General features: G+C 73.0%; 18 protein-coding genes. 10 read left to right on the forward strand and 8 right to left on the reverse strand.

What is annotated here, in order from left to right:
- Window positions 1-46 precede the first annotated feature (46 nt).
- The 3 genes from ACIQMV_RS03760 to ACIQMV_RS03770 all read left to right on the forward strand — a co-directional run bounded on the left by ACIQMV_RS03760 (window position 47) and on the right by ACIQMV_RS03770 (window position 3,587).
- The gene (locus ACIQMV_RS03760; RefSeq protein ID WP_402590849.1) at window positions 47-721 is read left to right on the forward strand and encodes a DUF3105 domain-containing protein; all 675 of its coding nucleotides are present in this window, start codon (window positions 47-49) and stop codon (window positions 719-721) included.
- Window positions 718-1,350 carry a DUF305 domain-containing protein gene (locus tag ACIQMV_RS03765; RefSeq protein ID WP_402590851.1) on the forward strand — a complete coding sequence of 211 codons (633 nt, stop codon included), beginning with the start codon at window positions 718-720 and terminating at the stop codon, window positions 1,348-1,350. The genes ACIQMV_RS03760 and ACIQMV_RS03765 overlap by 4 nt, the downstream gene beginning before the upstream one ends.
- 302 nt (window positions 1,351-1,652) lie before the next feature.
- On the forward strand, window positions 1,653-3,587 hold the full coding sequence (locus ACIQMV_RS03770; protein WP_402590853.1) for a protease pro-enzyme activation domain-containing protein: 1,935 nt from the start codon (window positions 1,653-1,655) through the stop codon (window positions 3,585-3,587).
- Window positions 3,588-3,594: 7 nt separating this feature from the next.
- Here the strand turns inward: ACIQMV_RS03770 and ACIQMV_RS03775 are convergent, their stop codons facing one another.
- Window positions 3,595-3,897: a hypothetical protein gene (locus ACIQMV_RS03775; RefSeq protein ID WP_402590855.1), complete on the reverse strand. Its 303-nt coding sequence runs from the start codon at window positions 3,895-3,897 to the stop codon at window positions 3,595-3,597.
- Between the two features lie 430 nt (window positions 3,898-4,327).
- Between ACIQMV_RS03775 and ACIQMV_RS03780 the strand changes: the two genes are divergently transcribed.
- Window positions 4,328-6,082: an NAD+ synthase gene (locus ACIQMV_RS03780; RefSeq protein WP_402590857.1), complete on the forward strand. Its 1,755-nt coding sequence runs from the start codon at window positions 4,328-4,330 to the stop codon at window positions 6,080-6,082.
- A gap of 49 nt (window positions 6,083-6,131) precedes the next feature.
- On the opposite strand, the gene ACIQMV_RS03785 is transcribed toward ACIQMV_RS03780, so the two are convergent.
- The 4 genes from ACIQMV_RS03785 to ACIQMV_RS03800 form a co-directional block, all read right to left on the reverse strand.
- Complete coding sequence (locus tag ACIQMV_RS03785) at window positions 6,132-7,445, reverse strand: MFS transporter (protein WP_141361466.1); 1,314 nt, start codon at window positions 7,443-7,445, stop codon at window positions 6,132-6,134.
- A 110-nt stretch (window positions 7,446-7,555) separates the two neighbouring features.
- Window positions 7,556-8,611 carry an endonuclease/exonuclease/phosphatase family protein gene (locus ACIQMV_RS03790; protein WP_402590859.1) on the reverse strand — a complete coding sequence of 352 codons (1,056 nt, stop codon included), beginning with the start codon at window positions 8,609-8,611 and terminating at the stop codon, window positions 7,556-7,558.
- 176 nt (window positions 8,612-8,787) lie between these two features.
- Window positions 8,788-9,414 carry a TetR/AcrR family transcriptional regulator gene (locus ACIQMV_RS03795; protein WP_402590861.1) on the reverse strand — a complete coding sequence of 209 codons (627 nt, stop codon included), beginning with the start codon at window positions 9,412-9,414 and terminating at the stop codon, window positions 8,788-8,790.
- A 121-nt stretch (window positions 9,415-9,535) separates the two neighbouring features.
- Window positions 9,536-11,134 carry an MFS transporter gene (locus tag ACIQMV_RS03800; protein WP_401771467.1) on the reverse strand — a complete coding sequence of 533 codons (1,599 nt, stop codon included), beginning with the start codon at window positions 11,132-11,134 and terminating at the stop codon, window positions 9,536-9,538.
- 191 nt (window positions 11,135-11,325) lie between these two features.
- Here ACIQMV_RS03800 and panB point away from each other — a divergent pair, with 191 nt between their 5' ends.
- The 3 genes from panB (at window position 11,326) to ACIQMV_RS03815 (ending at window position 14,235) form a co-directional block, all read left to right on the forward strand.
- On the forward strand, window positions 11,326-12,192 hold the full coding sequence (gene panB / locus ACIQMV_RS03805; RefSeq protein WP_141361460.1) for a 3-methyl-2-oxobutanoate hydroxymethyltransferase: 867 nt from the start codon (window positions 11,326-11,328) through the stop codon (window positions 12,190-12,192).
- Window positions 12,193-12,382: 190 nt separating this feature from the next.
- Window positions 12,383-13,408, forward strand: a complete 1,026-nt coding sequence (locus ACIQMV_RS03810; protein ID WP_402590864.1) for an ATP-binding cassette domain-containing protein — start codon at window positions 12,383-12,385, stop codon at window positions 13,406-13,408.
- Window positions 13,405-14,235, forward strand: a complete 831-nt coding sequence (locus ACIQMV_RS03815) for an ABC transporter permease (protein ID WP_141361456.1) — start codon at window positions 13,405-13,407, stop codon at window positions 14,233-14,235. The genes ACIQMV_RS03810 and ACIQMV_RS03815 overlap by 4 nt, the downstream gene beginning before the upstream one ends.
- A gap of 25 nt (window positions 14,236-14,260) precedes the next feature.
- On the opposite strand, the gene ACIQMV_RS03820 is transcribed toward ACIQMV_RS03815, so the two are convergent.
- A complete protein-coding gene (locus ACIQMV_RS03820; RefSeq protein ID WP_402590866.1) occupies window positions 14,261-17,719 on the reverse strand; it encodes an AfsR/SARP family transcriptional regulator in 3,459 nt (1,152 codons plus the stop codon).
- A gap of 153 nt (window positions 17,720-17,872) precedes the next feature.
- Here ACIQMV_RS03820 and ACIQMV_RS03825 point away from each other — a divergent pair, with 153 nt between their 5' ends.
- Window positions 17,873-18,682, forward strand: a complete 810-nt coding sequence (locus ACIQMV_RS03825) for a site-2 protease family protein (protein WP_402590868.1) — start codon at window positions 17,873-17,875, stop codon at window positions 18,680-18,682.
- Here ACIQMV_RS03825 and ACIQMV_RS03830 read toward each other — a convergent pair.
- Both ACIQMV_RS03830 and npdG read right to left on the reverse strand, forming a co-directional pair.
- Window positions 18,672-18,884: a hypothetical protein gene (locus tag ACIQMV_RS03830; protein WP_141361450.1), complete on the reverse strand. Its 213-nt coding sequence runs from the start codon at window positions 18,882-18,884 to the stop codon at window positions 18,672-18,674. The two genes, ACIQMV_RS03825 and ACIQMV_RS03830, sit on opposite strands and share 11 nt — an antisense overlap.
- An 87-nt stretch (window positions 18,885-18,971) precedes the next feature.
- A complete protein-coding gene (gene npdG / locus ACIQMV_RS03835; protein WP_141361448.1) occupies window positions 18,972-19,676 on the reverse strand; it encodes an NADPH-dependent F420 reductase in 705 nt (234 codons plus the stop codon).
- 106 nt (window positions 19,677-19,782) lie between these two features.
- Here npdG and ACIQMV_RS03840 point away from each other — a divergent pair, with 106 nt between their 5' ends.
- Together ACIQMV_RS03840 and ACIQMV_RS03845 are read left to right on the forward strand one after the other, a co-directional pair.
- Window positions 19,783-20,382 (forward strand): hypothetical protein, encoded by a 600-nt coding sequence (locus ACIQMV_RS03840; RefSeq protein ID WP_402590871.1) that lies wholly within the window; start codon window positions 19,783-19,785, stop codon window positions 20,380-20,382.
- 56 nt (window positions 20,383-20,438) lie between these two features.
- Window positions 20,439-21,776, forward strand: coding sequence for an MFS transporter (locus tag ACIQMV_RS03845; RefSeq protein ID WP_402590873.1), 1,338 nt, complete (start codon window positions 20,439-20,441; stop codon window positions 21,774-21,776).
- Window positions 21,777-21,780: the final 4 nt, after the last annotated feature.

A 21,780-nucleotide genomic window follows, 5' to 3' on the forward strand; every position in this document is an offset into this window, starting at 1 on the left:
CCGCCCGCACGTCACACCCGCCCCTTCCCCCACGAAGGACTCCGCCATGGACTCCGCGCACCCGACCGGCACCGGACAGCACAAGGCCCGCACCGAGGAGATGCGCCGGGCGCAGCGCGCCCGGGAGCGGCGCACGCGGCTGCTCACGGTGGCCGCGAGCGTGGTCGTCGTGACCGGGCTGGTCACCGGCGGCGTGGTGCTCCTGAACTCGGGGTCCTCGGACGCCGCGCCGGCCGCGGCGAGCGAGGGGAAGGGCGGTGACGGCGGGCACTTCGTCACCCGCGCGGACGGCGTACGGACCTGGAAGGGCACGCTGGAGCGCAACCACACCACCGCCCCGGTGACCTATCCGATGGAGCCCCCGGTCGGCGGCGACCACAACCCGGTCTGGCAGAACTGCAACGGCGACGTGTACACCGAACCGGTGAAGAACGAAAGCGCCGTCCACGCGCTGGAGCACGGCGCCGTCTGGGTGACGTACAACAGCAAGGCGTCCACGGCGGACGTGGCCGCGCTCGCGGCGAAGGTGAGGAAGACGCCGTACACGCTGATGAGCCCGGTCGAGGACCAGAAGGACCCCCTCATGCTGTCCGCCTGGGCGCACCAGCGCATGGTGACGAGCGCGAAGGACCCGCAAGTGGACAAGTTCCTCGCCGAGTTCGTCCAGGGGCCGCAGACGCCCGAGCCGGGTGCCACCTGCACGGGCGGGCTGGACCGTTGAGGCACATCGGGCTGATCGCCGGAGCCGCGGCGGCCGCGCTGGTCGCGACGGGGGCGATCACGTACGCGGTCGCCGAGGACAGCGGCGGGGCGCGCCACACCGTGGAGGCGCCCGCCGCCGGCTCCGCGGACGCCGGCTTCGCCCGGGACATGGCGGTCCACCACCAGCAGGCCGTCGAGATGTCGTTCATCGTGCGCGACCGTACGACGGACACCGAAGTGCGCCGCCTCGCCTACGACATCGCGCAGACGCAGGCCAACCAGCGGGGCATGCTGCTGGGCTGGCTCGACCTGTGGGAGCTGCCGAAGGTGTCGGCGGACCCGCCGATGACGTGGATGGGCATGGGCGGCATGCCCGCCGGCCAGGACGGCGCGCTGATGCCCGGCATGGCGACCAACTCCGAGATGCGCAGGCTCGGCGAACTCGGCGGCAGGCAGGCCGAGGTGTTCTACCTCCAGCTGATGACGGACCATCACGAGGGCGGCGTCCACATGGCCGGGGGCTGTGTCGCCCGCTGCACGGTGGGTGTGGAGAAGAGGCTCGCGCGAGGCATGGTCGAATCGCAGCGGTCGGAGATGCGGTTGATGGCCGACATGCTCAAGGAGCGTGACGCGGCGCCCCGTTCATGACCCGGAGGCCCCTTTCATGACTCGGATGCCCCTTTCGTAACCCGGACGCCCCCCTTCGCGCCCCGGACACCCCTTCCCCCCGACTCCCCGGCGGCCGGGGACGAAAGCCGCAATTCGCCGCTCCTGGCGGTTCCTTGGGTTTCTCTTGGCCTTCACATTCCCCTGACATGAACGGTTCATCGGGAAGAGTGGCCCCGATCGTGTGATCCAAACGAAAGATCCTTACCGCCGCGGGCTCTGCGCGGATCGCGCGAGGACCGACCACTCATTGCGTCACATGCGAACGCATCGCAGGGGGTTCTATGAGATCCAACCGTGCCACAGCGCGCGCCGGACTGAGCATGGCGGCGACTCTGCCGCTGCTCGCCGGCGCACTGGCGCTCGGCATACCCGCGCACGCCGCGGACAACCCGGGCCGCAGCGCGCTCGCGGGCACCAGGCCCGTCTGGGCGACGGCCACGGCGGACAAGGGCGCCACCTCGGACAGCGCCCAGGTCCACGCCCGGGTCTACCTGGCCGGACAGGACGCCGCCGGCCTCGCCCAGTACGCCGCGGCGGTGTCCGACCCGTCCTCGGCCTCGTACGGCAAGTACCTGAGCGCCCAGGAGACACAGGCGCGCTTCGGCGCGACGAAGGCCCAGGTGGCCGCCGTGAAGTCGTGGCTGGCGTCGTCGGGGCTGAAGGTCACCTCCGTGACGGCGCACTACGTCGCCGTCTCCGGTGACGTCGCCGCCGCCGAGAAGGCGTTCGGCACCCAGCTGCACAACTTCGCCAAGGGGTCGAAGACCTACCGCGCCCCGGCGCGGACGGCCTCGGTGCCGGCCTCCCTGAACGGCGCCGTCCTGACCGTCACCGGCCTGGACAACGCGCCGCACAAGGCGAAGCACAAGGACCAGCTGCCGCCGCCGGACGACGTGTTCAAGAACGCCGGGCCGTTCTCCACGTACTACGGCTCGAACGTGGCGAGCACGCTGCCCTCCGCGTACGGCCAGAAGGTCCCGTACGCCGTCAAGGGCTACACCGGCAAGGAACTGCGGTCCGCCTACGGCGCCGGCAAGTACACCGGCAAGGGCGTCCGCATCGCCATCACCGACGCGTACGCCTCGCCGACCATCGCCTTCGACGCGGCCGGCTACGCGAAGAAGAACGGCGACAAGCCCTGGAAGACCGGCCAGTTGCGCCAGGTGCTCCCGGCCGGCTACACGGACACGGAGGAGTGCGGGGCGGCCGGCTGGTACGGCGAGGAGACCCTCGACGTCGAGGCCGTGCACGCGGTCGCGCCGGACGCGAACGTCGTCTACGTGGGCGCCGCGTCCTGCTACGACGACGATCTGCTCGACTCGCTGAGCAAGATCGTCGACAACCACCTGGCCGACATCGTCTCCAACTCCTGGGGCGACATCGAGGCCAACGAGACGCCGGACGTCGCGGCGGCCTACGACCAGGTCTTCCAGTTCGGCGCGGTCGAGGGCATCGGCTTCTACTTCTCCTCCGGCGACGACGGCGACGAGGTCGCCAACACCGGTACGAAGCAGGTCGACACCCCGGCCAACTCGGCGTGGGTGACCGCCGTCGGCGGTACCTCGCTGGCCGTCGGCAAGGGCCACAAGTACCTGTGGGAGACCGGCTGGGGCACCCAGAAGGCCTCGCTGTCCAAGGACGGCAAGAGCTGGGCGGGCTTCCCCGGCGCGTTCACCTCGGGCGCGGGCGGCGGCACCAGCCGGACCGTGGCTCAGCCGTCGTACCAGAAGAACGTGGTGCCGAAGGCGCTGGCCACGGCCAACAACAAGGCCGGCAACCGCGTCGTCCCGGACATCGCGGCGATCGCCGACCCGAACACCGGCTTCCTGGTGGGCCAGACGCAGACCTTCCCGAACGGCAAGGAGCAGTACAGCGAGTACCGCATCGGCGGCACCTCGCTGGCCGCGCCGGTCATCGCGGCCGTCCAGGCGCTCGCCCAGGAGGCCCGCGGCGGCAAGGCGATCGGCTTCGCCAACCCGGCGATCTACGCCAAGTACGGCTCGAAGGTGTACCACGACGTGGTGGACCAGCCGACCGGCAAGGACCTCGCGGTCGCGCGGGTCGACTACGTCAACGGCGTCGACGCCGCGGACGGCCTGAGCGTCTCCGTCCGCAGCCTCGGCAAGGACAGCTCGCTCAAGGCGGTCAAGGGCTACGACACCGTCACCGGCGTCGGCTCCCCCGCGAACGGTTACGTGGAGTCCTACCGCCGCTGACACCAGGTCAGCGGCCGTGCGCCCGCCTCTCCTCCGGGAGGAGCGGGCGCACGCGCGCGTGCGGCACTGCGGCGACGTCCCCGGGACGGTCGAGCACGAGCAGGTGGCCGGCGGGTGCGCTCGACCGGAACGCGCCGCCCAGGACCACGGTGAGCGCCCGCTCCCGCCGGGGCGCGCCCCGGCGCGGGTCGTCGGCGGCGAGCACGGTGCCCGGCAGGCCGGACGGCAGCGTCCGCGACCGCCGCAGGGCGGCGAGAACGGGCACCCGGACAACCGGCGCGAGCGCACGGGGCGGCACGGTCACACCCACGCGCGAACCTCTGCCGGCCAGGGCCCACGGCCGACCGGCGGACGAGCCACAGAAGGCGGACGGCTCAAGGCGCCGCAGGGCGGCCCGTCGCGGGCGACTGGACAGTGGCGGCAATACGTCACAGCTTGACCGGTTCCTGCGGGCGCCTGGGCGCAGTGGGTGGCGTACACGAGAGCGGTGAGCACGCCGGACACGTCTGACGGACTCACGGCGGGCCCGCGCGGGTGGTCCGCCTGCGGCGTGGCGAGGCCGGGGGTGCCGGCGGGAACGCGGGAGCGGCGTGGCGGTCCGGCGCCGGGCCGCCACGCCGCTCGCTCCCCGGCGCCGGTCCGCCGCGGCGATCCCCGGCCCCGCGTGGGCGCGGGAGGCGTGGGGTGGCCCACACCTCCGCGCCCGGCTATCGCGTCGCTTTGACGATTACACTGGGCGCGTGCCTCAACTACGTCTCGCCCTGAACCAGATCGACTCGCGCGTCGGAGACCTCGCCGGAAACTCCGAGGCGATCGTCCGCCGGGCCCGGGAGTCCGCCGAGCGCGGAGCGCATCTCGCGGTGTTCCCGGAGATGGCGTTGACCGGGTACCCCGTCGAGGACCTGGCCCTCAGGTCGTCCTTCGTGAAGGCGTCGCGCGCCGCGCTGCGCGCCCTCGCCGCCCGGCTCGCCGCGGAGGGCCTCGGGGAGTTGCCGGTGCTCGTCGGCTACCTCGACCGCGGTGAGACCGCCCAGCCGAAGTACGGCATGCCGGCCGGCGCTCCGCAGAACGCGGCGGCGGTGCTGCACCGCGGCGAGGTGGTGCTGAGCTTCGCCAAGCACCACCTGCCGAACTACGGCGTCTTCGACGAGTTCCGCTACTTCGTCCCCGGCGACACCATGCCGGTCCTGCGGGTGCACGGCGTCGACGTCGCGCTCGCCATCTGCGAGGACCTGTGGCAGGACGGCGGAAGGGTGCCGGCCGCGCGCAGCGCGGGCGCCGGGCTGCTGGTCTCGATCAACGCCTCGCCGTACGAGCGTCTGAAGGACGACGCCCGCCTCGACCTGGTCCGCAAGCGGGCCCAGGAGGCCGGCTGCACCCTCGCCTACCTCGCCATGACCGGCGGGCAGGACGAGCTGGTCTTCGACGGCGACTCGATCGTGGTCGCCCCGGACGGCGAGGTGGTCGCGCGGGCGCCGCAGTTCGCCGAGGACCTCATGGTGCTGGACCTGGATCTGCCGGCGGCCTCGGCGAAGGCGCCCACGGGCGTGGTCGACGACGGTCTGCGCATCGACCGGACGGTGCTGTCCGAGGAGCCGCTGCCGGCCTACGAGCCGGAGCCGGCCGGCGGGTACGCCGCGCGCATGGACGACGACGAGGAGGTCTACGCGGCACTGGTCGTGGGCCTGCGCGCGTACGTGCGCAAGAACGGCTTCCGCTCCGTGCTGATCGGCCTGTCCGGCGGCATCGACTCCGCGCTGGTCGCGGCGATCGCCTGCGACGCGGTGGGCGCGGAGAACGTGTACGGCGTCTCCATGCCGTCCAAGTACTCCTCGGAGCACTCCAAGGACGACGCCGCGGAGCTGGCACGGCGCACCGGCCTCAGCTTCCGCACCGTCCCGATCGCCCCGATGTTCGACGCGTACATGGGCTCCCTGGGCCTGACGGGCCTGGCCGAGGAGAACCTCCAGTCCCGGCTGCGCGGCACGCTGCTCATGGCGGTCTCCAACCAGGAGGGCCACATCGTCCTCGCGCCCGGCAACAAGTCGGAGCTGGCGGTGGGCTACTCGACGCTGTACGGCGACTCGGTGGGCGCGTACGGCCCGATCAAGGACGTGTACAAGACGTCGGTCTTCCGACTGGCCGAGTGGCGCAACCGGGCCGCGGCCGAGCGGGGCGAGGTCCCGCCGATCCCGGAGAACTCCCTCACCAAGCCGCCGAGCGCGGAGCTGCGCCCCGGCCAGGTCGACACCGACTCGCTCCCGGACTACCCGGTGCTGGACGCGATCCTGGAGCTCTACGTCGACCAGGACAAGGGCGCCGACCTGATCGTCGCGGCCGGATACGACCGCGAGCTGGTCACGAAGACGCTCCGCATGGTCGACACGGCCGAGTACAAGCGGCGCCAGTACCCGCCGGGCACGAAGATCTCCGCGAAGGGCTTCGGGAAGGACCGGCGCCTGCCGATCACGAACGGCTGGCGGGAGTCGGCGTAGGCGCCGGGTCCTGTACAGGGGGGTACGGGGGCGTGCGGGTCCCCCGGGGCTAGGCCCCCGGACCACCCGCACCGCCCTCGGCCCGGACGGCTTCGTCCCGGAGTTCCCCCGTGCTCGTCGCGCGGGAAGGGACCCCCGTACGGGCTGTGGACGGCATGTGCGAGGCAACCACGCGCTCCCGCCCCGCCCGCACGGCACCGGCGGTCGCGGCACCCGCCCGCCGCAGGTCCACCCGGTACGCCAGGCCGGCCACCGTGAGGCCCAGCACCGCGAGGACGGCCCCCGCGAGCGCCGGCGAGGTCACGCCGAGGCCCGCGGCGAGCGCCAGCCCGCCGATCCAGGCGCCGCCCGCGTTCGCCAGGTTGAACGCGGCCTGGTTGGCCGCGGAGGCCAGGGACGGGGCCGTGGACGCCTTCTCCATGACCATGAGCTGGAGCGGCGAACCGGTGACGAACGCCGCCGTGCCCAGCAGGGCCACCGCGAGGGCCGCGCTCCACTCGGTCCGCATCAGCAGCGGGAACAGCGCCAGCACGACCGCCAGCGCGGTGAGACCTCCGAACAGCGTGCCCCGCGTCGAGTGGTCGGCCAGGCGCCCGCCCAGCAGGTTGCCGACGGTCGCGCCCACCCCGAACAGGGCCAGCAGCAGCGTCACTCCGGCCTCGGCGTACCCGGCGGAGCCGGTGAGCATCGGCGTGATGTAGCTGTACGCCGAGAACAGCGCGCCGAAGCCCGCCACGGTCGTCAGCAGGGCCAGCCAGACCGGGAGGGAGCGCAGGGCGGCCAGTTCGCGGCGCAGTCCGGCCGCGGGGGCGTGGCCGCGGTCGCGCGGGACCAGCAGGACGAGGGACGCTATCGCGGCGACCCCGATCACGCTGACCGCGAGGAAGGTCACCCGCCAGCCGAGGCGCTGGCCCATGAGCGTGGCGGCCGGGACACCGACGACGTTCGCCAGGGTCAGGCCGAGCATCATCAGGGACACCGAGCGTGCCCTGCGCTCCGGCGGCACCATGGTCGCCGCGACGACGGCGCCCACCCCGAAGAAGGCGCCGTGCGGCAGTCCGCTGAGGAAGCGGGCGGCCAGCAGCCAGTCGTAGCCGGGGGCGAGGGCGGACAGCGCGTTGCCGACGACGAACAGGGCCATGAGGCCGATCAGGACGTGCCGGCGGGGCAGCCGCGAGGTGACGGCGGCCAGCAGCGGGGCGCCGATGACGACGCCCAGCGCGTACGCCGAGACCAGGTGCCCGGCGGCGGGGATCGAGACGTGCAGGTCGTCGGCGACGTCGGGGAGCAGCCCCATGATGACGAACTCGGTGGTACCGATGCCGAAGGCGCCCACGGCGAGGGCGAGCACAGCCAGGGGCATGGAGGGCCTTTCAGAGCTTCGAAGCGGGCGGGGCAGGAGTTCCCGTACCGCGGAGATCCGCTTATGTTCAGAGACGGAACAAAGCGTCTCAGGCCCAGTATTCCAGCAGGTTAAGACCCGGTTGCCGATGTGGTGACGTTCACACTCGCGGCCACCGGCAGATGGTCGCTGCCCGTACGCGGCAGGGTCCAGGAGCTCACCGGCTCCACTCCCCTGACCATGATCTGGTCGATCCGCGCCATCGGGAACGACGCCGGCCAGCTGAACCCGAAGCCGCTGCCCGCGGCGCCCTGGGTGGAGCGCATCTGGGAGGTGACGGCGTTGAGCGAGCGGTCGTTCATGGTGCCGTTCAGATCGCCGAGCAGGACCACCCGGGGCAGTTGCTCACCGGCGATCGCCTCGCCCAGCGCGTCCGCGCTCTCGTCGCGCTGCGCGGCGGTGAAGCCGGCGTTCAGCTTCACCCGCACCGAGGGCATGTGGGCCACGTACACCGCGACGGGCCCCTCGGGCGTCCCCACGGTGGCGCGCAGGGCGCGTGTCCAGCCCAGCTTGATGTCGACGGAGCGGACGCCGCTGATCGGGTACTTGCTCCACAGCCCGACCGTGCCCTGCACCGTGTGGTACCGGTACGCCGGCGCGAGCGTCCGCTCGTAGACCGGGAGCGCGGACGTCTTCAGCTCCTCCAGGGCGAGCACCTGGGCGCCGGAGGCGGCCAGATCGCGGGCGGTGCCGGACGGGTCGGGGTTGTCGGCGTTGACGTTGTGCGTGGCGACCGTCAGTTCGCCACCGGTGCCCGTCTTGTCGGTGAGCAGGCCGCCGAACTGGTTGAGCCAGACGATCCCGGGCAGCAGCACGGCGATCAGCGCGATCGGCGACCTGCGCACCAGGGCCAGTACCAGCAGCACCGGTACGAACAGGCCCGCCCACGGCAGGAAGGTCTCGGTGAGACTGCCGAGGTTGCCGATCCGGTTGGGGATCTGCGCGTGCGTCAGCATCACCAGGGCGAGGACGACCGCGAGCGCGGCGATGAGGAGGCCCCGGCGCCACAACCGCGCGTCGCCGCGCCGGCCGTCGGAGAAGCCGTGCGCCAGGCGCCGGAGCCGGTCTCCTGGGCGCTCGGGCCCCGAGCCGCCCGCCGTCTCCGTCACGTACGCCTGTCGCGCCATACCGTCGCCTCACTGCCTGCCGTGCACACCGTTCACCCCCGTGTTCTACGACCCTAGGGGATGATCGGCACCGTTCCCGCCGTCCTCGACGGCCGTACGGGCAGGATGACGAAGAAGTCGGCGCGCGGAGTTCCGGTTGCGCCGCCCACAGCCCTGTCTGTGACGAAACGCGCACATCAGCGCGGAGAACTGACAGGCCGTAGCCCTTCGAGCACCGCGTCCACTATCTGCTCCGACAGACCCTCGGGCAGGCCGGCGTCGGGGCGCATCACGGTGCGCACCAGCATGGGGCCCACGAAGAGGTCGCCGAGCAGGTCGACGTCGATGTCCCGGCGCAGTTCGCCGTCGCGCTGCCCGCGGCGCAGGACCTCCACCTGGAGTCTGCGCCGCGGCTCGACCACGGTCGCGTGGTAAGCGCACCAGATCTTCGGGCTGCTCTTCATCTGGGCGTAGACGTTGTGCAGGATGAGCGAGCTGCGGCTCACCAGGCCGCGGCGGCGCAGCTGTTCGAGGATGGCCACGAGGTCGTCGCGCATGGAGGTGCCCGGCAGATCGGGGTCGGGGGGCTCGGCGGCGCGTACGACGTCGACGAACAGCTCCTCCTTGCCGCTCCAGCGCCGGTAGATGGTGGCCTTGCCGACGCCCGCGGTGCGGGCGATGCGTTCTATGGAGAGTTCGGCCAGCGGCACGCCGTCCTCCAGCAGCTTCATCACGCCCTCCACGATGGCGCGTTCCACCGCTTCGCTGCGGGGGCGCCCCCGCACGGGGGCGTCGGCAGCGGCGTGGCTGTCGGCAGGGCTCACGTAGGCCGTCCTTTCGTCGTACAGGGAGATTGTCCTATCGGGCGGTCGCCGGTGGGTTCACCCCACCGACGGCCTCCTCCGGCCGGCAGTCCCCCGTCGCCGCGTGGCCCCCGTGCCGCGGCTACTCCACCGCCGCCACCAGTTCCTCTTCCTCCTCGCCCTTCTGCGGCAGGGCCTCCTTGCCCGGCAGGAACACGGCCACCACGACCGCGCCGACGAGCGCGACCACGGTGCCGCACAGCGCGGTGACGTGCATGGCGTGCAGGAAGGCGTCGTTGGCCGGGCCGATCAGGGCCTTGCCCTGCGGGCCGAGCTTGGCGGCGACGCCGAGGGTGGCCTCGATGGACTCGCCGGCCTTGTCCCGCAGTCCGGCCGGCAGCAGGCCGAGCTTGCCCTCGATGTCGTTGCGGTACGCCGTCGAGAGCACCGAGCCGAGGACGGCGATGCCGAGGGCGCCGCCGACCTGGCGGAAGGTGTTGCTGAGCGCGGAGGCCGAGCCGGCCTTCTCGCGGGGCAGCGCCTGCATGATGACGACGCTGGTCGGCGTCATGATGTGCGCCATGCCGGTGCCCATGAGGAAGAAGACGACCTCCAGCAGCCAGATCGGCGTGTCGGCCTCGAAGCCGGCGAAGGCGGCCAGCATGGCGGCGAGCAGGATCAGTCCGCCCGTGGTGGTGGCCTTGTTGCCGAAGCGGTCGACGACCAGCCGGGCCCGCGGCGCGAAGATCAGCTGCGCGACGGCGAGCGGCAGCATCAGCACACCGGACTCCAGCGGCGAGTAGCCGCGCACGCTCTGGGTGTAGAAGACGCCGAAGAACGTCACGCCCATCAGCGCGAAGAAGACCAGCGCGATGGCGGTCATGGCGGCCGAGAAGACCTTGTTCTTGAAGTACGTGACGTCCAGGGACGGGTGGTCGCTGCGCTTTTCGTAGACCACGAAGGCCGCGAGGACGAGCAGGCCCGCCACGATCGTCGACAGCACGGTCGCGTTGGTGAAGTCGGCGAGCTCGCCGCCCCGGATGATGCCGTAGACGAGCAGGACCAGACCGACGACGGACAGCACCACGCCGATCGGGTCGAGTCGGCCGGGCCGCGGGTCGCGGGAGTCGGGCACCAGCCACAGCATCAGCGCGACCGCGAGGATGACGATGGGAACGTTGACCAGGAAGACCGAGCCCCACCAGAAGTGGTCCAGGAGCAGACCGCCGGTGATCGGGCCGATCGCGATGGCCAGGCCGACGCCGCCCGCCCAGATGCCGATGGCCTTGGGCTGCTCCTCGCGCTCGAACACGTTCATCAGGACGGCCAGGGTGGCCGGCATGACGAAGGCGGCGCCGAGAGCCATCACGGCGCGGAAGGCGATGAGTTGGCCCGGCGAGCCGGACTCGGCGGCCAGCGCGGAACCGGCGCCGAACACGACGAGGCCGCCGATCAGGACCTTCTTGCGTCCGATGCGGTCGCCGACCAGGCCCGAGGTGAACAACAGGCCCGCGAAGACGAGGGTGTAGGCGTTGATCGCCCACTCCAGCTCGCTCTGCGTGGCGCCCAGGCCGGTCGGGGCGGGGGTCGAGATGGTCTTGATCGCGACGTTCAGGATCGAGTTGTCGAGCACCACTATCAGCAGGCTCAGCATCAACACGCCGAGAATCGCCCAACGGCGGCGGTGCACCGCTTCCGGAACCCGGGGGCCGTGGGCGGCACGGTCGGCAGGATTAGTCATGGCGCCGAGCGTAGGGCACTTCCGATACGAGACCGTCTCGTATCGGAATCCTTTACCCAGATCTTACGCCCTCTGTGCCGAGACGTTGCGCACACGGGGCTCCTCTGGCCGCGTCCGGCACGAGGTGCCACCATGAGAGGGATCCGGGGACGCCGTAAGGGTGCCCCGAGATGACTGAAGGAGCCGTTGTCATGACGCAGCTTTCGGCTGCCCACAACAAGCCCTCCGACGGCAGCAAGGCGCTGTACGGGGGTAAGGGCACCCGCCGCATCACTGTTCGCGACATCTCCCTCGCCAAGGAACGCGGCGAGAAGTGGCCCATGCTCACCGCCTACGACGCGATGACCGCGTCCGTCTTCGACGAGGCCGGCATCCCGGTGATGCTGGTCGGCGACTCCGCGGGCAACTGCCATCTCGGCTACGAGACGACCGTGCCCGTCACGCTCGACGAGATGACCATGCTGTCGGCAGCGGTCGTCCGCGGCACCCGCCGCGCCCTGATCGTCGGCGACCTCCCCTTCGGCTCCTACCAGGAGGGCCCGGTGCAGGCGCTGCGCTCGGCGACCCGGCTGGTGAAGGAGGCGGGCGTCGGCGCGGTGAAGCTGGAGGGCGGCGAGCGTTCCCACGAACAGATCCGGCTCCTGGTGGAGTCCGGCATCCCGGTCATGGCCCACATCGGCCTGACCCCGCAGTCCGTCAACGCCATGGGTTACCGCGTCCAGGGCCGCGGCGAGGAGGCGGCGCAGCAACTGCTGCGGGACGCGAAGGCCGTTCAGGACGCGGGCGCGTTCGCGGTGGTCCTGGAGCTGGTGCCGGCCGAACTGGCCGCCGAGGTGACCCGGGTGCTGCACATCCCGACGGTCGGCATCGGCGCCGGCCCCGAGACGGACGCGCAGGTGCTGGTGTGGACCGACATGCTCGGGCTGACCGGCGGGCGCGTGCCGAAGTTCGTCAAGAAGTACGCCGACCTGCGCGAGGTCATGGGCAACGCGGCCAAGGCCTTCGCGGAGGATGTGGTGGGCGGGACGTTCCCCCTGGAGGAGCACTCGGTGCACTGACCTCCGGTTGAGCCATCGCGGTACCAGGGCAGCCCCCGCCGATCTTCCCCCGTCGGCGGGGGCTGCCGGTTTCCCGGACGGTGGCCCGGGGTTGCGGCTGGAGGGACTTACCGTGCCCGACAGGTGCCGGTCAGCCGTCTGTCGGTGGGCTGTCGGTGGTTTGTCGGTGGGGGCTGGCACCGTTCGGGGCATGACGCGAATCGACGACAACCCCGGCGGCGTGCCGAACGCCGTGACCGTGCGGGGGCTGGTCAAGCACTACGGCGAGACCAAGGCGCTGGACGGCGTGGACCTGAACGTGCGCGAGGGCACCGTGATGGGCGTGCTCGGGCCGAACGGAGCCGGCAAGACCACCCTCGTACGCATCCTGTCCACCCTGCTCGCCCCGGACGCCGGGCAGGCCACTGTGGTCGGCTACGACGTCGTCCGCCAGCCCCGGCAGCTGCGCCGGGTCATCGGACTGACCGGACAGTACGCCTCCGTGGACGAGAAGCTCCCCGGCTGGGAGAACCTCTACCTGATCGGCCGGCTCCTCGACCTGCCGCGCAAGGAGGCCCGCGCCCGCGCCGACGAGCTGCTGGAGCGGTTCTCGCTCACCGAGGCCGCGCGGCGGCCGGCCCGCACCTACTCCGGCGGCATGCGGCGGCGGCTCGACCTCGCCGCCTCGATGATCGGGCGGCCCGCCGTCCTGTTCCTGGACGAACCGACCACGGGCCTCGACCCCCGCACCCGCAACGAGGTGTGGACCGAGGTCAAGGCGATGGTCGGCGACGGGGTCACCGTGCTGCTGACCACCCAGTACATGGAGGAGGCCGAACAGCTCGCCTCCGAGCTGACCGTCGTCGACCGCGGCAAGGTCGTCGCGGGCGGCGGCATCGAGGAGCTGAAGGCGAAGGTCGGCGGGCGCACCCTGCGCGTGAAGCCGGCCGACCCGCTCGAAGTGCGCCCGCTGGCCGGGATGCTCGACGAGCTGGGCATCACCGGGCTCGCCGCGACGACCGTCGACACCGCGACCGGCTCCCTGCTCGTGCCGGTCCTCAGCGACGAGCAGCTGACCGCCGTGGTCGGCGCGGTCACCGCGCGCGGTATCACGATCACCTCCATCACCACCGAACTGCCCAGCCTGGACGAGGTGTTCCTGTCCCTCACCGGCCACCGCGCCAGTGCCCCGCAGGACACCGTGCCCGCCGACACCCGCGAAGAGGTCGCCGTATGAGCGCCGTCACCACGACCCCGCTGGGCTCCCCCGGCCTCAAGGCCGACGCCCGGATCCCGCTGCGCAGCCATCTGCGGCACACCGGCGCGCTGGTCCGCCGCAACCTGCTGTGGATCCGGCAGGACCCGGAGTCGATGTTCGACGCGATCCTGTTCCCGGTGATCTTCACTCTGCTGTTCGTGTACGTCTTCGGCGGCTCGATCGGGCAGTCGCTGGGCGGCGGGCAGCAGCAGTACGTGCAGTACATCGTGCCCGGCCTGATGGCCATGATGGGGATGAACCTGGCCCAGAGCGTGGGCACCGGCTTCAACCAGGACTTCAACTCCGGTGTCATGGACCGCTTCCGGTCCCTGCCGATCGGGCGCGGCTCGGTGCTGTTCGCCAAGATCTCGGTGGAGCTGCTGCGGATGATGATCGCGACGGCCGTCCTGCTGGTCGTCGGCGTCCTCGTGGGCTTCGAGATCGAGAACTGGCCCGGCCTGTTCGCCGCCGTAGGGCTGTCGGCGGTGTTCGGCTCGGCGCTGATGTGGGTGTTCCTCACGCTCGGCGTGGTGATGAAGAACGCCCAGTCCGTGCAGGCGATGGGCTTCCTGGTGCTGATGCCGCTGCAGTTCGGCTCGTCCATCTTCGCCCCGCCCGGGACGATGCCGGGCTGGCTGCGGAACTTCACCGAGTACAACCCGCTGTCCGCCCTCGCGGACAGCGCCCGCGGGCTGATGGTGGGCGGCCCGGTGGCGCACAGCCTGTGGTTGACGCTGGCCTGGTCGGCGGGGATCACGGCGGTGATGGCGCCGGTGGCGATCCACAAGTTCCGCACCAAGAGCTGACCGCACGGCCTCGCACCGGTGCGGCTCAGATCAGGGCGGCGGCCTCCTGCGGGGACAGGCCGCCGCCCTCCGCGTACGCGGCCTGGTACGCCTCCTCGCCGAGCAGCGCCCGCGTGCGCGCGACGACCGCGTCGTAGACATGGCGTTCCAGGGACGAGGGGACGTGGCGGGGCGGCAGCAGGGCGTCGGCGGCGCCGACGCAGCGGGCGGCGTCCCGGGCCCTGCGTCCGCCGTCCACACCGGCCAGGGCCGTGGCGCCGATGGTCAGGTACGCCGAGCGCATATGGGGCGCGATGGCCTGGGACAGCGGGTTCTGGGCCTGCTCCAGCGCCCGGCGGGACTTGTCGAGGGCGTTCTCGTAGTCGCCGTCGGCCGCGTCCAGCCAGGCCTCCGCGCCGAGGATGAAGGCGTCGAAGACGACAAAGTGCGCGATGCCGAACTCCTCGCGCAGCAAGAGCAGTTGCTCACGCGCCTCGGGGATTCGGCCGGCCATGCCGAGCCAGCCCGCGAGGTAGAGCCGGGCGGCGGGCATGGCGTCGTTGTGGCCGTTGCGGCTCTGCTCGATGACCTCGCGCAGCAGCCGTTCGCCCTGTTCGGCGTCGCCCGCCTCCATCAGCACGCTGCCCAGGCGGGCGTTGAGGACGGCGACCTGGGCGGGGGCGCCGAGGCGTTCGGCGTGCTCGATGGCCGCCCGGTAGTCGGCGGCGGCCGGCAGGTAGGCGCCGGTGCGCTCGAGGGCCTCCGCGCGCGCGGAGAGCGCCTCGGCGGTTCCCCAGGAGTCCCCGAGGCGGCGGAAGATCTCCAGCGACTCGTCGGCGTCCCGGCCCGCGTCCCCGGCCCAGTCGGTGCGGTTGGCCAGTAGGTTGGCGCGCCACTGGAGGGCGTGGGCCAGCTCCCACTCGAACCCCGGGGTCTCGCGGCAGGTGCGTACGGCGGCGTCGGTGATCTCGCGCAGGCGTTCCACGTCGCCGGTCAGCATCACCGCGAACATCCAGAGCATGCCGGGGCTGCGGCAGATCTGCGGCTGGCCGGGCTGGTAGACCTCGGCGATGAGCCGCAGTTTCCGTTTCGCCTCGGGCGACTCCCAGGCCTCCAACTCGGTGTCCATGCAGGAGAGATGGACGAGGTGCAGGCCCCGGCGCGCCTCGGCGAGGACCTCGCCCGTCATCGGGGGCGGGGCGTCCGTGCACCGCTGCCAGAGGGGTGCGGCGCGCCGGACCGGCTCGGTGAAGGGGTCGGGACCGAGCGTCATGATCTCGCCGCACCAGTTGCGGGCCTCGATGCGCATGTCGCGCATCTGCCAGTAGCCGGCGAGCGAGAGGAGCAGGCACAGGGCCTCCTGCTCGTCGCGTACGGCGACGGCGTGGCGCAGGGCGGAGCGCAGGTTCTCGTACTCCAGCTCGAACCTGGCGATGGCCGCCTGTTGTCCGGAGCCGCGCAGCAACGGGTCGGTGGTGCGGGCCAGTTCGCGGTAGTACGTCAGGTGGGCGCGCCCGGTCTCGGTGCGGCCGCCGGCCTCGTCGAGCCGCTCCCCGGCGTACTCGGCGACGGTCTCCAGCAGCCGGTAGCGCATCCCGCCGTCGGCCGCGGGGGTGGCCACCACGAGGGACTTGTCGACGAGGGAGGCGAGGGCGTCGAAGGCGGCGGGGCCGCACACGGCCTCGGCGGCGGCGAGGTCGCAGCCGCCGGCGAAGACGGACAGCCGGCTCAGGACGTTCCGTTCCTCGGCGTCGAGCAGGTCCCAGGACCAGTCGACGACGGCCCGCAGGGTCTGCTGGCGGGGCAGGACGGTACGGCTGCCGGAGGTGAGCAGGCGGAAGCGGTCGTCGAGCCGGTCGGCGATCTGCCGTGGGCCCAGCATCCGCAGCCGGGCGGCGGCGAGTTCGATGGCGAGCGGCAGCCCGTCCAGGCGCAGGCAGATCTCTGCGCAGGCGTCCGCGGTGTCCTGGTCGGCGTCGGGGCGGAACCCGGGCCGTACGGCGGCCCCGCGGTCGGCGAGCAGCCGCAGCGCGACCGGCTCGGGCAGCGGCTCGACCGGCCGCAGCACCTCACCGGGTATGCCCAGGGGTTCCCGGCTGGTGGCGAGGACGGTGAGGTGGGGGCAGCGGGCGAGCAGTTCCTCGACGAGGCGGGCCGCCGCGTCGACGACGTGCTCGCAGTTGTCGAGCAGGAGCAGCATGCGGCGCCGGGCGCAGTGCTCCACCAGCCGGTCGACGGGGTCGTCGTGCCGCTCGGCGACCACCGCCCGCATCTCCTCGGCCCCGGCGCCGTACAGCACGGTCTCGCGGGCGCCGACGGCCGTGAGCACGGCCTCGGGCACGGCCTCGGCGTCGTCGACGGGGGCGAGTTCGGCCAGCCACACCCCGTCCCGCGGCACCGGCCGCAGGGCCTCGGCGGCCTCCTGCGACAGCCGGGTCTTTCCGGCCCCGCCCGGCCCGAGCAGCGTCACGAGACGCGCGGCCCCGAGGTCGGCCCGGATCGTCTCGATGTCGGCCTCGCGGCCCACGAAGGAGGTGAGCCGGGCGCGGAGGTTGCTCGGGGGCCGGAAGGTGACCGTCACGGGGGCCGCGGTGGGGTACGCCCGCTCGCCCCCGGCGCCGGCCGGCACACCGGCGAGGGCTGCCGTCGCGGGGGCCGCGGTGCTCTCGGCGGCGCGCGGCCCCGGCCTCGTGCCGGAACCGGGCGCGGCGGTCCGGGTCCCGGCGCCCGCGGCCGGGCCGGGCTCCTGGCGCGGCCCGCCGGCGGGGCGCCGCCCGTGCGGCCCCAGCAGTTCCGCGTGCAGCGCGCGCAGTTCCGGGCCCGGGTCGGAGCCGAGGCGGTCGGCCAGCAGACGGCGTACGTCCTCGTAGGCGGCCAGGGCCTCCGCGGTGCGGCCCGCGTCGCGCAGGGCGCGCAGGCGGAGGGTCTGGAGGGGTTCGTCCAGGGGGTGGGTGTCGCACAGGGCGGTCAGCTCGGGCAGGCTCTGCTCGGCGTACCCGAGGGCGAGGGCGGCGGTGAGGCGGGCGCGGCGCACGTCCAGGTGACGGGTGTTCCAGCGGGCCGCCTCGGCGGTGCGGTCGGGCAGGTCGGCGAGGGCGGGGCCGCGCCACAGCGCGAGGGCGTCGTCGAGGACGACGGCCGCCTTCGCGGGGTCGCCGTCGCCCAGCGCGCGCAGGCCCTCCCCGGCCAGCCGCTCGAAGCGGTGCAGGTCGACGTCGTCGGCCGCGGCGGCGAGCCGGTAGCCGCCCTCCGCGGAGGCCACCGCGTCCGCGCCGAGCGTCCGGCGCAGCCGCCCGACCAGGGCCTGGAGCGCGCCCGTGGCGTCGGCGGGTGGTTCGTCGTCCCACACCTCGTCGACGAGGACGCGCACCGGGACCGTACGGCCGGGACGCAGGGCGAGCACGGTCAGCAGGGCACGCAGCCGCGCCCCGCCGACCGGGACGGCGGTGCCGTCGGGGCGGAGCACCTGGGTGGTGCCGAGGATGCGATAGCGCACGGGGTCCATTGTCACCGGTGGTGTCACGGCCGGTCACGGGATTTCCGCGGCGCGGCGCCCGGTAGGTCCCGGAACCCGGGACCCGGGGCGGGACGTTCTCCCCGTGTGCCCGGTACGGTCGGGCTCGCCGGACGAACCGTACGAGCACAGGAGCCGTCCCCCATGACGTCCGTCACCACCCACCGCGGCGACCGCCGGGTCAGCCCCGTCTTCCTCGGCATCCTGGCCGTCACCGCGGTCGCGGGCTGGGGCGCCTGGACCGGATTCCACCCGATTCCGGCCCGCCCGGGCCTGTCCGTGTTCCTGTTCGTGACCGCGGCCTGGATCGTCTCGCTGTGCCTGCACGAGTACGCGCACGCGCGCACCGCGCTGCACAGCGGTGACGTCACGGTCGGCGCCAAGGGCTACCTGACGCTGAATCCGCTGAAGTACACACACGCCGTACTGAGCATCCTGCTTCCGCTCCTGTTCCTGGTCATGGGCGGGATCGGGCTGCCCGGCGGCGCCGTGTTCATCGAGCGCGGCCGGATCCGGGGCCGCTGGCGGCACAGCCTGGTCTCGGCGGCGGGACCGCTGACGAACGCGCTGTTCGCGGTGGTGTGCACGGCCCCGTTCTGGCTCGACGCGCTGAACGGCGTGCCCGGCGAGTTCCGGTTCGCGCTGGCCTTCCTCGCGCTGCTCCAGGTGACGGCGGCGATCCTGAACTCCCTGCCGGTCCCGGGCCTGGACGGCTACGGCGTGATCGAGCCCTGGCTGTCGCCCGGCGTCAAGCGCCAGGTGCAGTCGATCGCGCCGTTCGGCGTGCTGCTGGTCTTCGCGCTGCTGTTCCTGCCGTCGGTCGGGAGCGCCTTCTTCGACATGATCCACGCGATCCTGCGTCACCTGGGCGTCGGGTACCTGGACCAGGCCTGCGGCTGGGACCTGTACCGCTTCTGGGACAGCCCCAGCGCGCTGTGCACGGTCAGCCGGTGACGGAGCGGTCCTGCCCCGTCCGGCCGCGGCGGGCGTAGTACCAGGTCATGTTGGACGACAGCCCGGCCAGCAGGATCCACACCACCCCGAGCCAACTGCCCTGGACGAAGGAGACCACGGCCGCGGCCACCGCGAGCACGCAGACGATCAGGGCGTAGAGGGCGAGTCGCCGGGCCGGGCCGGACGGGGGCGAGGGCTGCATGGCGGTCGGCTCCTGTCGGGGGACACTGCTTCGAGCATGGCGGAGGCCTCCGTGCGGAAGCGTCCGGCAACAGTGTCCCCCATCGGCTCATACGTCCGTGATGCGGAGTCCCGCGTGCGCCTTGTAGCGGCGGTTGACCGAGATCAGGTTCGCGACCAGCGACTCCACCTGGTGGGCGTTGCGCAGCCGCCCGGCGAAGACTCCCCGCATGCCGGGGATGCGGCCGGCCAGCGCCTGGACGGTCTCCACGTCGGCGCGCTCCTCGCCGAGGACCATCACGTCGGTGTCGATCCGCTCGATCCCGGAGTCCTGGAGGAGGACCGCCGACAGGTGGTGGAAGGCCGCCGTCACCCGTGAGTCCGGCAGCAGGGCCGCGGCCTGCTCGGCGGCGCTGCCCTCCTCCGGCTTGAGGGCGTAGGCGCCCTTCTTGTCGAAGCCGAGCGGGTTGACGCAGTCCACGACGAGCTTGCCGGCCAGTTCCTCCCGCAGGGCCTGGAGGGTCTTGCCGTGGCCCTCCCACGGCACGGCGACGATCACGATGTCGCTGCGGCGCGCGGTCTCGGCGTTGTCGGCGCCCTCGACGCCGTACCCGGTCTCCTCGGCCGCCGCCCGGGCCCGCTCGGCGGCCCGCGAGCCGATGATCACCTTCTGCCCGGCGCGGGCGAGCCGGTAGGCCAGGCCCTTGCCCTGCGGACCGGTTCCCCCGAGCACGCCCACGACCAGCCCGGAGACGTCGGGGAGGTCCCAGGGGTCCTTGGCGGGGGCCTTGTGTGCACTGTCGCTAGAGGTCATGCGCCGACTCTACGTCCGCGGCCCCGCTGCCGCCGGGTCCCCCGGAAGGGCGAAGGCGGACCGAAGTCCGCGCCGGCCGCGCCCGTTTGCGGCAGGATGCGCGCGTATGGACGCCGTACGGGTCACGCTGCTGCGCGAGGTGCTCGCCGGAACGGAGTGGCTGGGGGCCACCCGGCGGTTCGCGGGAGTGCTGCGGGGGTCCGTGGTGTCGCACGGGGGCGGGCTGCTGCTCGTGGGCACACCGGAGGACGAGCCCTGGCACCTGGCGGCGCATCTGGTGGACGAGGCCGCCTGGTCGGGCACCCCGGAACTGGCCCCGACGCTCGTCCGGCACGCCCCGCGCCCCGCCGACCGGGAGCACCTGGCCGTGGGGCTGGGGCGGCTGGCGGCGGCCCGGCGCGGCGAGACGCTGCTCGTGGTGGCCCCGGAGGAGCCCGCCCCGCTCCTGGAGCGCGTGCACGAGGCCCGGCGGGCCGGAGCGACGGTGCTGGTCCTGGGCTCCGGCGGGGGCGAACTGGAGGCGATGGCGCACGAGACGCTGGCGGTGCCGCCGGGGGCCGAGCTGGACCTGGACACCGTGCAGCACCTGGTGAGCGCGGCAGCCGGGGAGAACGCGCTGCCGGCCCCGCGCGGCCGCGGCCGCTTCCGGGACCGCCTGTCGCGGCTGACGGACCTCCTGACGGCGCCTCCACCACCGCGCTGGTAGCGGCGCCCGGGAAAACCGGTTGCCGCCGGCCCTCCCCCTGCCGACGATGGCCCCTCGTGACCGACGACTCCCCCGCCCCTGCCCCCGAAATCCCCGGCGCTTCCGGTGGCTCCGGCCTGCGGGCCGTGCTCCCCGACCTCGCCCCCTGGAGGGCCTCGCGCGACTTCCGGCGGCTGTGGGTGTCGGGCCTGATCACGAACTTCGGCAGTTTCCTGACCTTCGTCGCGCTGCCGGTGCAGCTGAAGGAGCTGACCGGTTCGGCCGCGGCGGTGGGCGCGCTCGGAGCCGTGGAGCTGGTCCCGCTGATCGTGTTCGGGCTGTACGGCGGGGCGCTCGCGGACGCGCTGGACAAGCGCCGGCTGATCCTGTGGACCGAGGTCGGGCAGGGACTGCTCAGCGCGGCGCTGCTGGCCGGAGCGCTGCTGCCGCACCCGGCCGTCTGGCCGCTCTACGTGATCGCCGCCCTCTGTGCCGCCCTGACCTCCGTGCAGCGGCCCGCGCTGGACTCGCTGTGGCCGCGGATCGTGGCCCACGAGCACCTCACGGCGGCGACCGCGCTCAACTCGCTGCGCTGGACGGTCGGCGGGGTGGCGGGCCCGGCCGCGGCGGGCGTGGTGGTCGCGTACGCGGGCCTGTCCTGGGCGTACGCCGCGGACGTGCTGACGTTCGCGGTCTCGGTCGTCCTGGTGGTGCGCATCGCCGCCCAGCCGGCCACCCACGAGGCCGCGAAGCCGTCCCTGCGGGCCATCGCCGAGGGCGCCCGGTACGCCTGGGGCCGCAAGGAGCTCCTGGGAACGTACGTGGTCGATCTGGCCGCGATGTTCCTGGCGATGCCGCTGGCCGTGCTGCCCTTCCTCGCGGACGAGCTGGACGCGCGGTGGGCGCTGGGGTTGATGTATGCCGCCGTGCCGCTCGGCTCGCTGCTGGTGAGCCTGACCAGCGGCTGGACCTCTCGGGTGCACCGGCACGGGCGGATGGTGGTGCTGGCGGCGCTGCTGTGGGGTCTGGCGGTGGCCGCCGCCGGCGCCGTGGGCAATGTGTGGCTGGTGCTGCTGTTCCTGACCGTGGCCGGTGGCTGCGACATGGTCAGCGGGGTGTTCCGGGGCGCCATGTGGAACCAGACGATCCCGGACGCGCTGCGCGGCCGGCTCGCCGGGATCGAGCTGCTGTCCTACTCGGCGGGCCCGCAGCTCGGGCAGGTCCGCTCGGGCTCCTTCGCCGCGTGGTGGGGCGTACGGGCGTCGGTGTGGTCGGGCGGGCTGCTGTGCGCGGGCGCGGTGGGGCTGCTGGCGCTGTGCCTGCCGGGGCTGATGCGGTACGACGCCCGGACGAACGAGCACGCGGTGCGGCTGCGCGAGGACCGCGCGGCCGCCGCCGTGCGCGCGGCCGCGTGATCGC

The organism is Streptomyces sp. NPDC091412, from assembly GCF_044756885.1.
Lineage (GTDB): Bacteria > Actinomycetota > Actinomycetes > Streptomycetales > Streptomycetaceae > Streptomyces.

Bases quoted from the DNA above. Each gene is read 5' to 3' on its own strand.
- ACIQMV_RS03825 (WP_402590868.1), top strand. From the start codon at position 17,873: ATGACGTCCGTCACCACCCACCGCGGCGACCGCCGGGTCAGCCCCGTC.
- ACIQMV_RS03800 (WP_401771467.1), bottom strand. From the start codon at position 11,134: ATGACTAATCCTGCCGACCGTGCCGCCCACGGCCCCCGGGTTCCGGAA.
- ACIQMV_RS03820 (WP_402590866.1), bottom strand. From the start codon at position 17,719: ATGGACCCCGTGCGCTATCGCATCCTCGGCACCACCCAGGTGCTCCGC.
- ACIQMV_RS03785 (WP_141361466.1), bottom strand. From the start codon at position 7,445: ATGCCCCTGGCTGTGCTCGCCCTCGCCGTGGGCGCCTTCGGCATCGGT.
- ACIQMV_RS03790 (WP_402590859.1), bottom strand. From the start codon at position 8,611: ATGGCGCGACAGGCGTACGTGACGGAGACGGCGGGCGGCTCGGGGCCC.
- ACIQMV_RS03840 (WP_402590871.1), top strand. From the start codon at position 19,783: ATGGACGCCGTACGGGTCACGCTGCTGCGCGAGGTGCTCGCCGGAACG.
- ACIQMV_RS03815 (WP_141361456.1), top strand. From the start codon at position 13,405: ATGAGCGCCGTCACCACGACCCCGCTGGGCTCCCCCGGCCTCAAGGCC.
- ACIQMV_RS03810 (WP_402590864.1), top strand. From the start codon at position 12,383: ATGACGCGAATCGACGACAACCCCGGCGGCGTGCCGAACGCCGTGACC.
- ACIQMV_RS03830 (WP_141361450.1), bottom strand. From the start codon at position 18,884: ATGCAGCCCTCGCCCCCGTCCGGCCCGGCCCGGCGACTCGCCCTCTAC.
- ACIQMV_RS03770 (WP_402590853.1), top strand. From the start codon at position 1,653: ATGAGATCCAACCGTGCCACAGCGCGCGCCGGACTGAGCATGGCGGCG.
- npdG (WP_141361448.1), bottom strand. From the start codon at position 19,676: ATGACCTCTAGCGACAGTGCACACAAGGCCCCCGCCAAGGACCCCTGG.
- ACIQMV_RS03760 (WP_402590849.1), top strand. From the start codon at position 47: ATGGACTCCGCGCACCCGACCGGCACCGGACAGCACAAGGCCCGCACC.
- panB (WP_141361460.1), top strand. From the start codon at position 11,326: ATGACGCAGCTTTCGGCTGCCCACAACAAGCCCTCCGACGGCAGCAAG.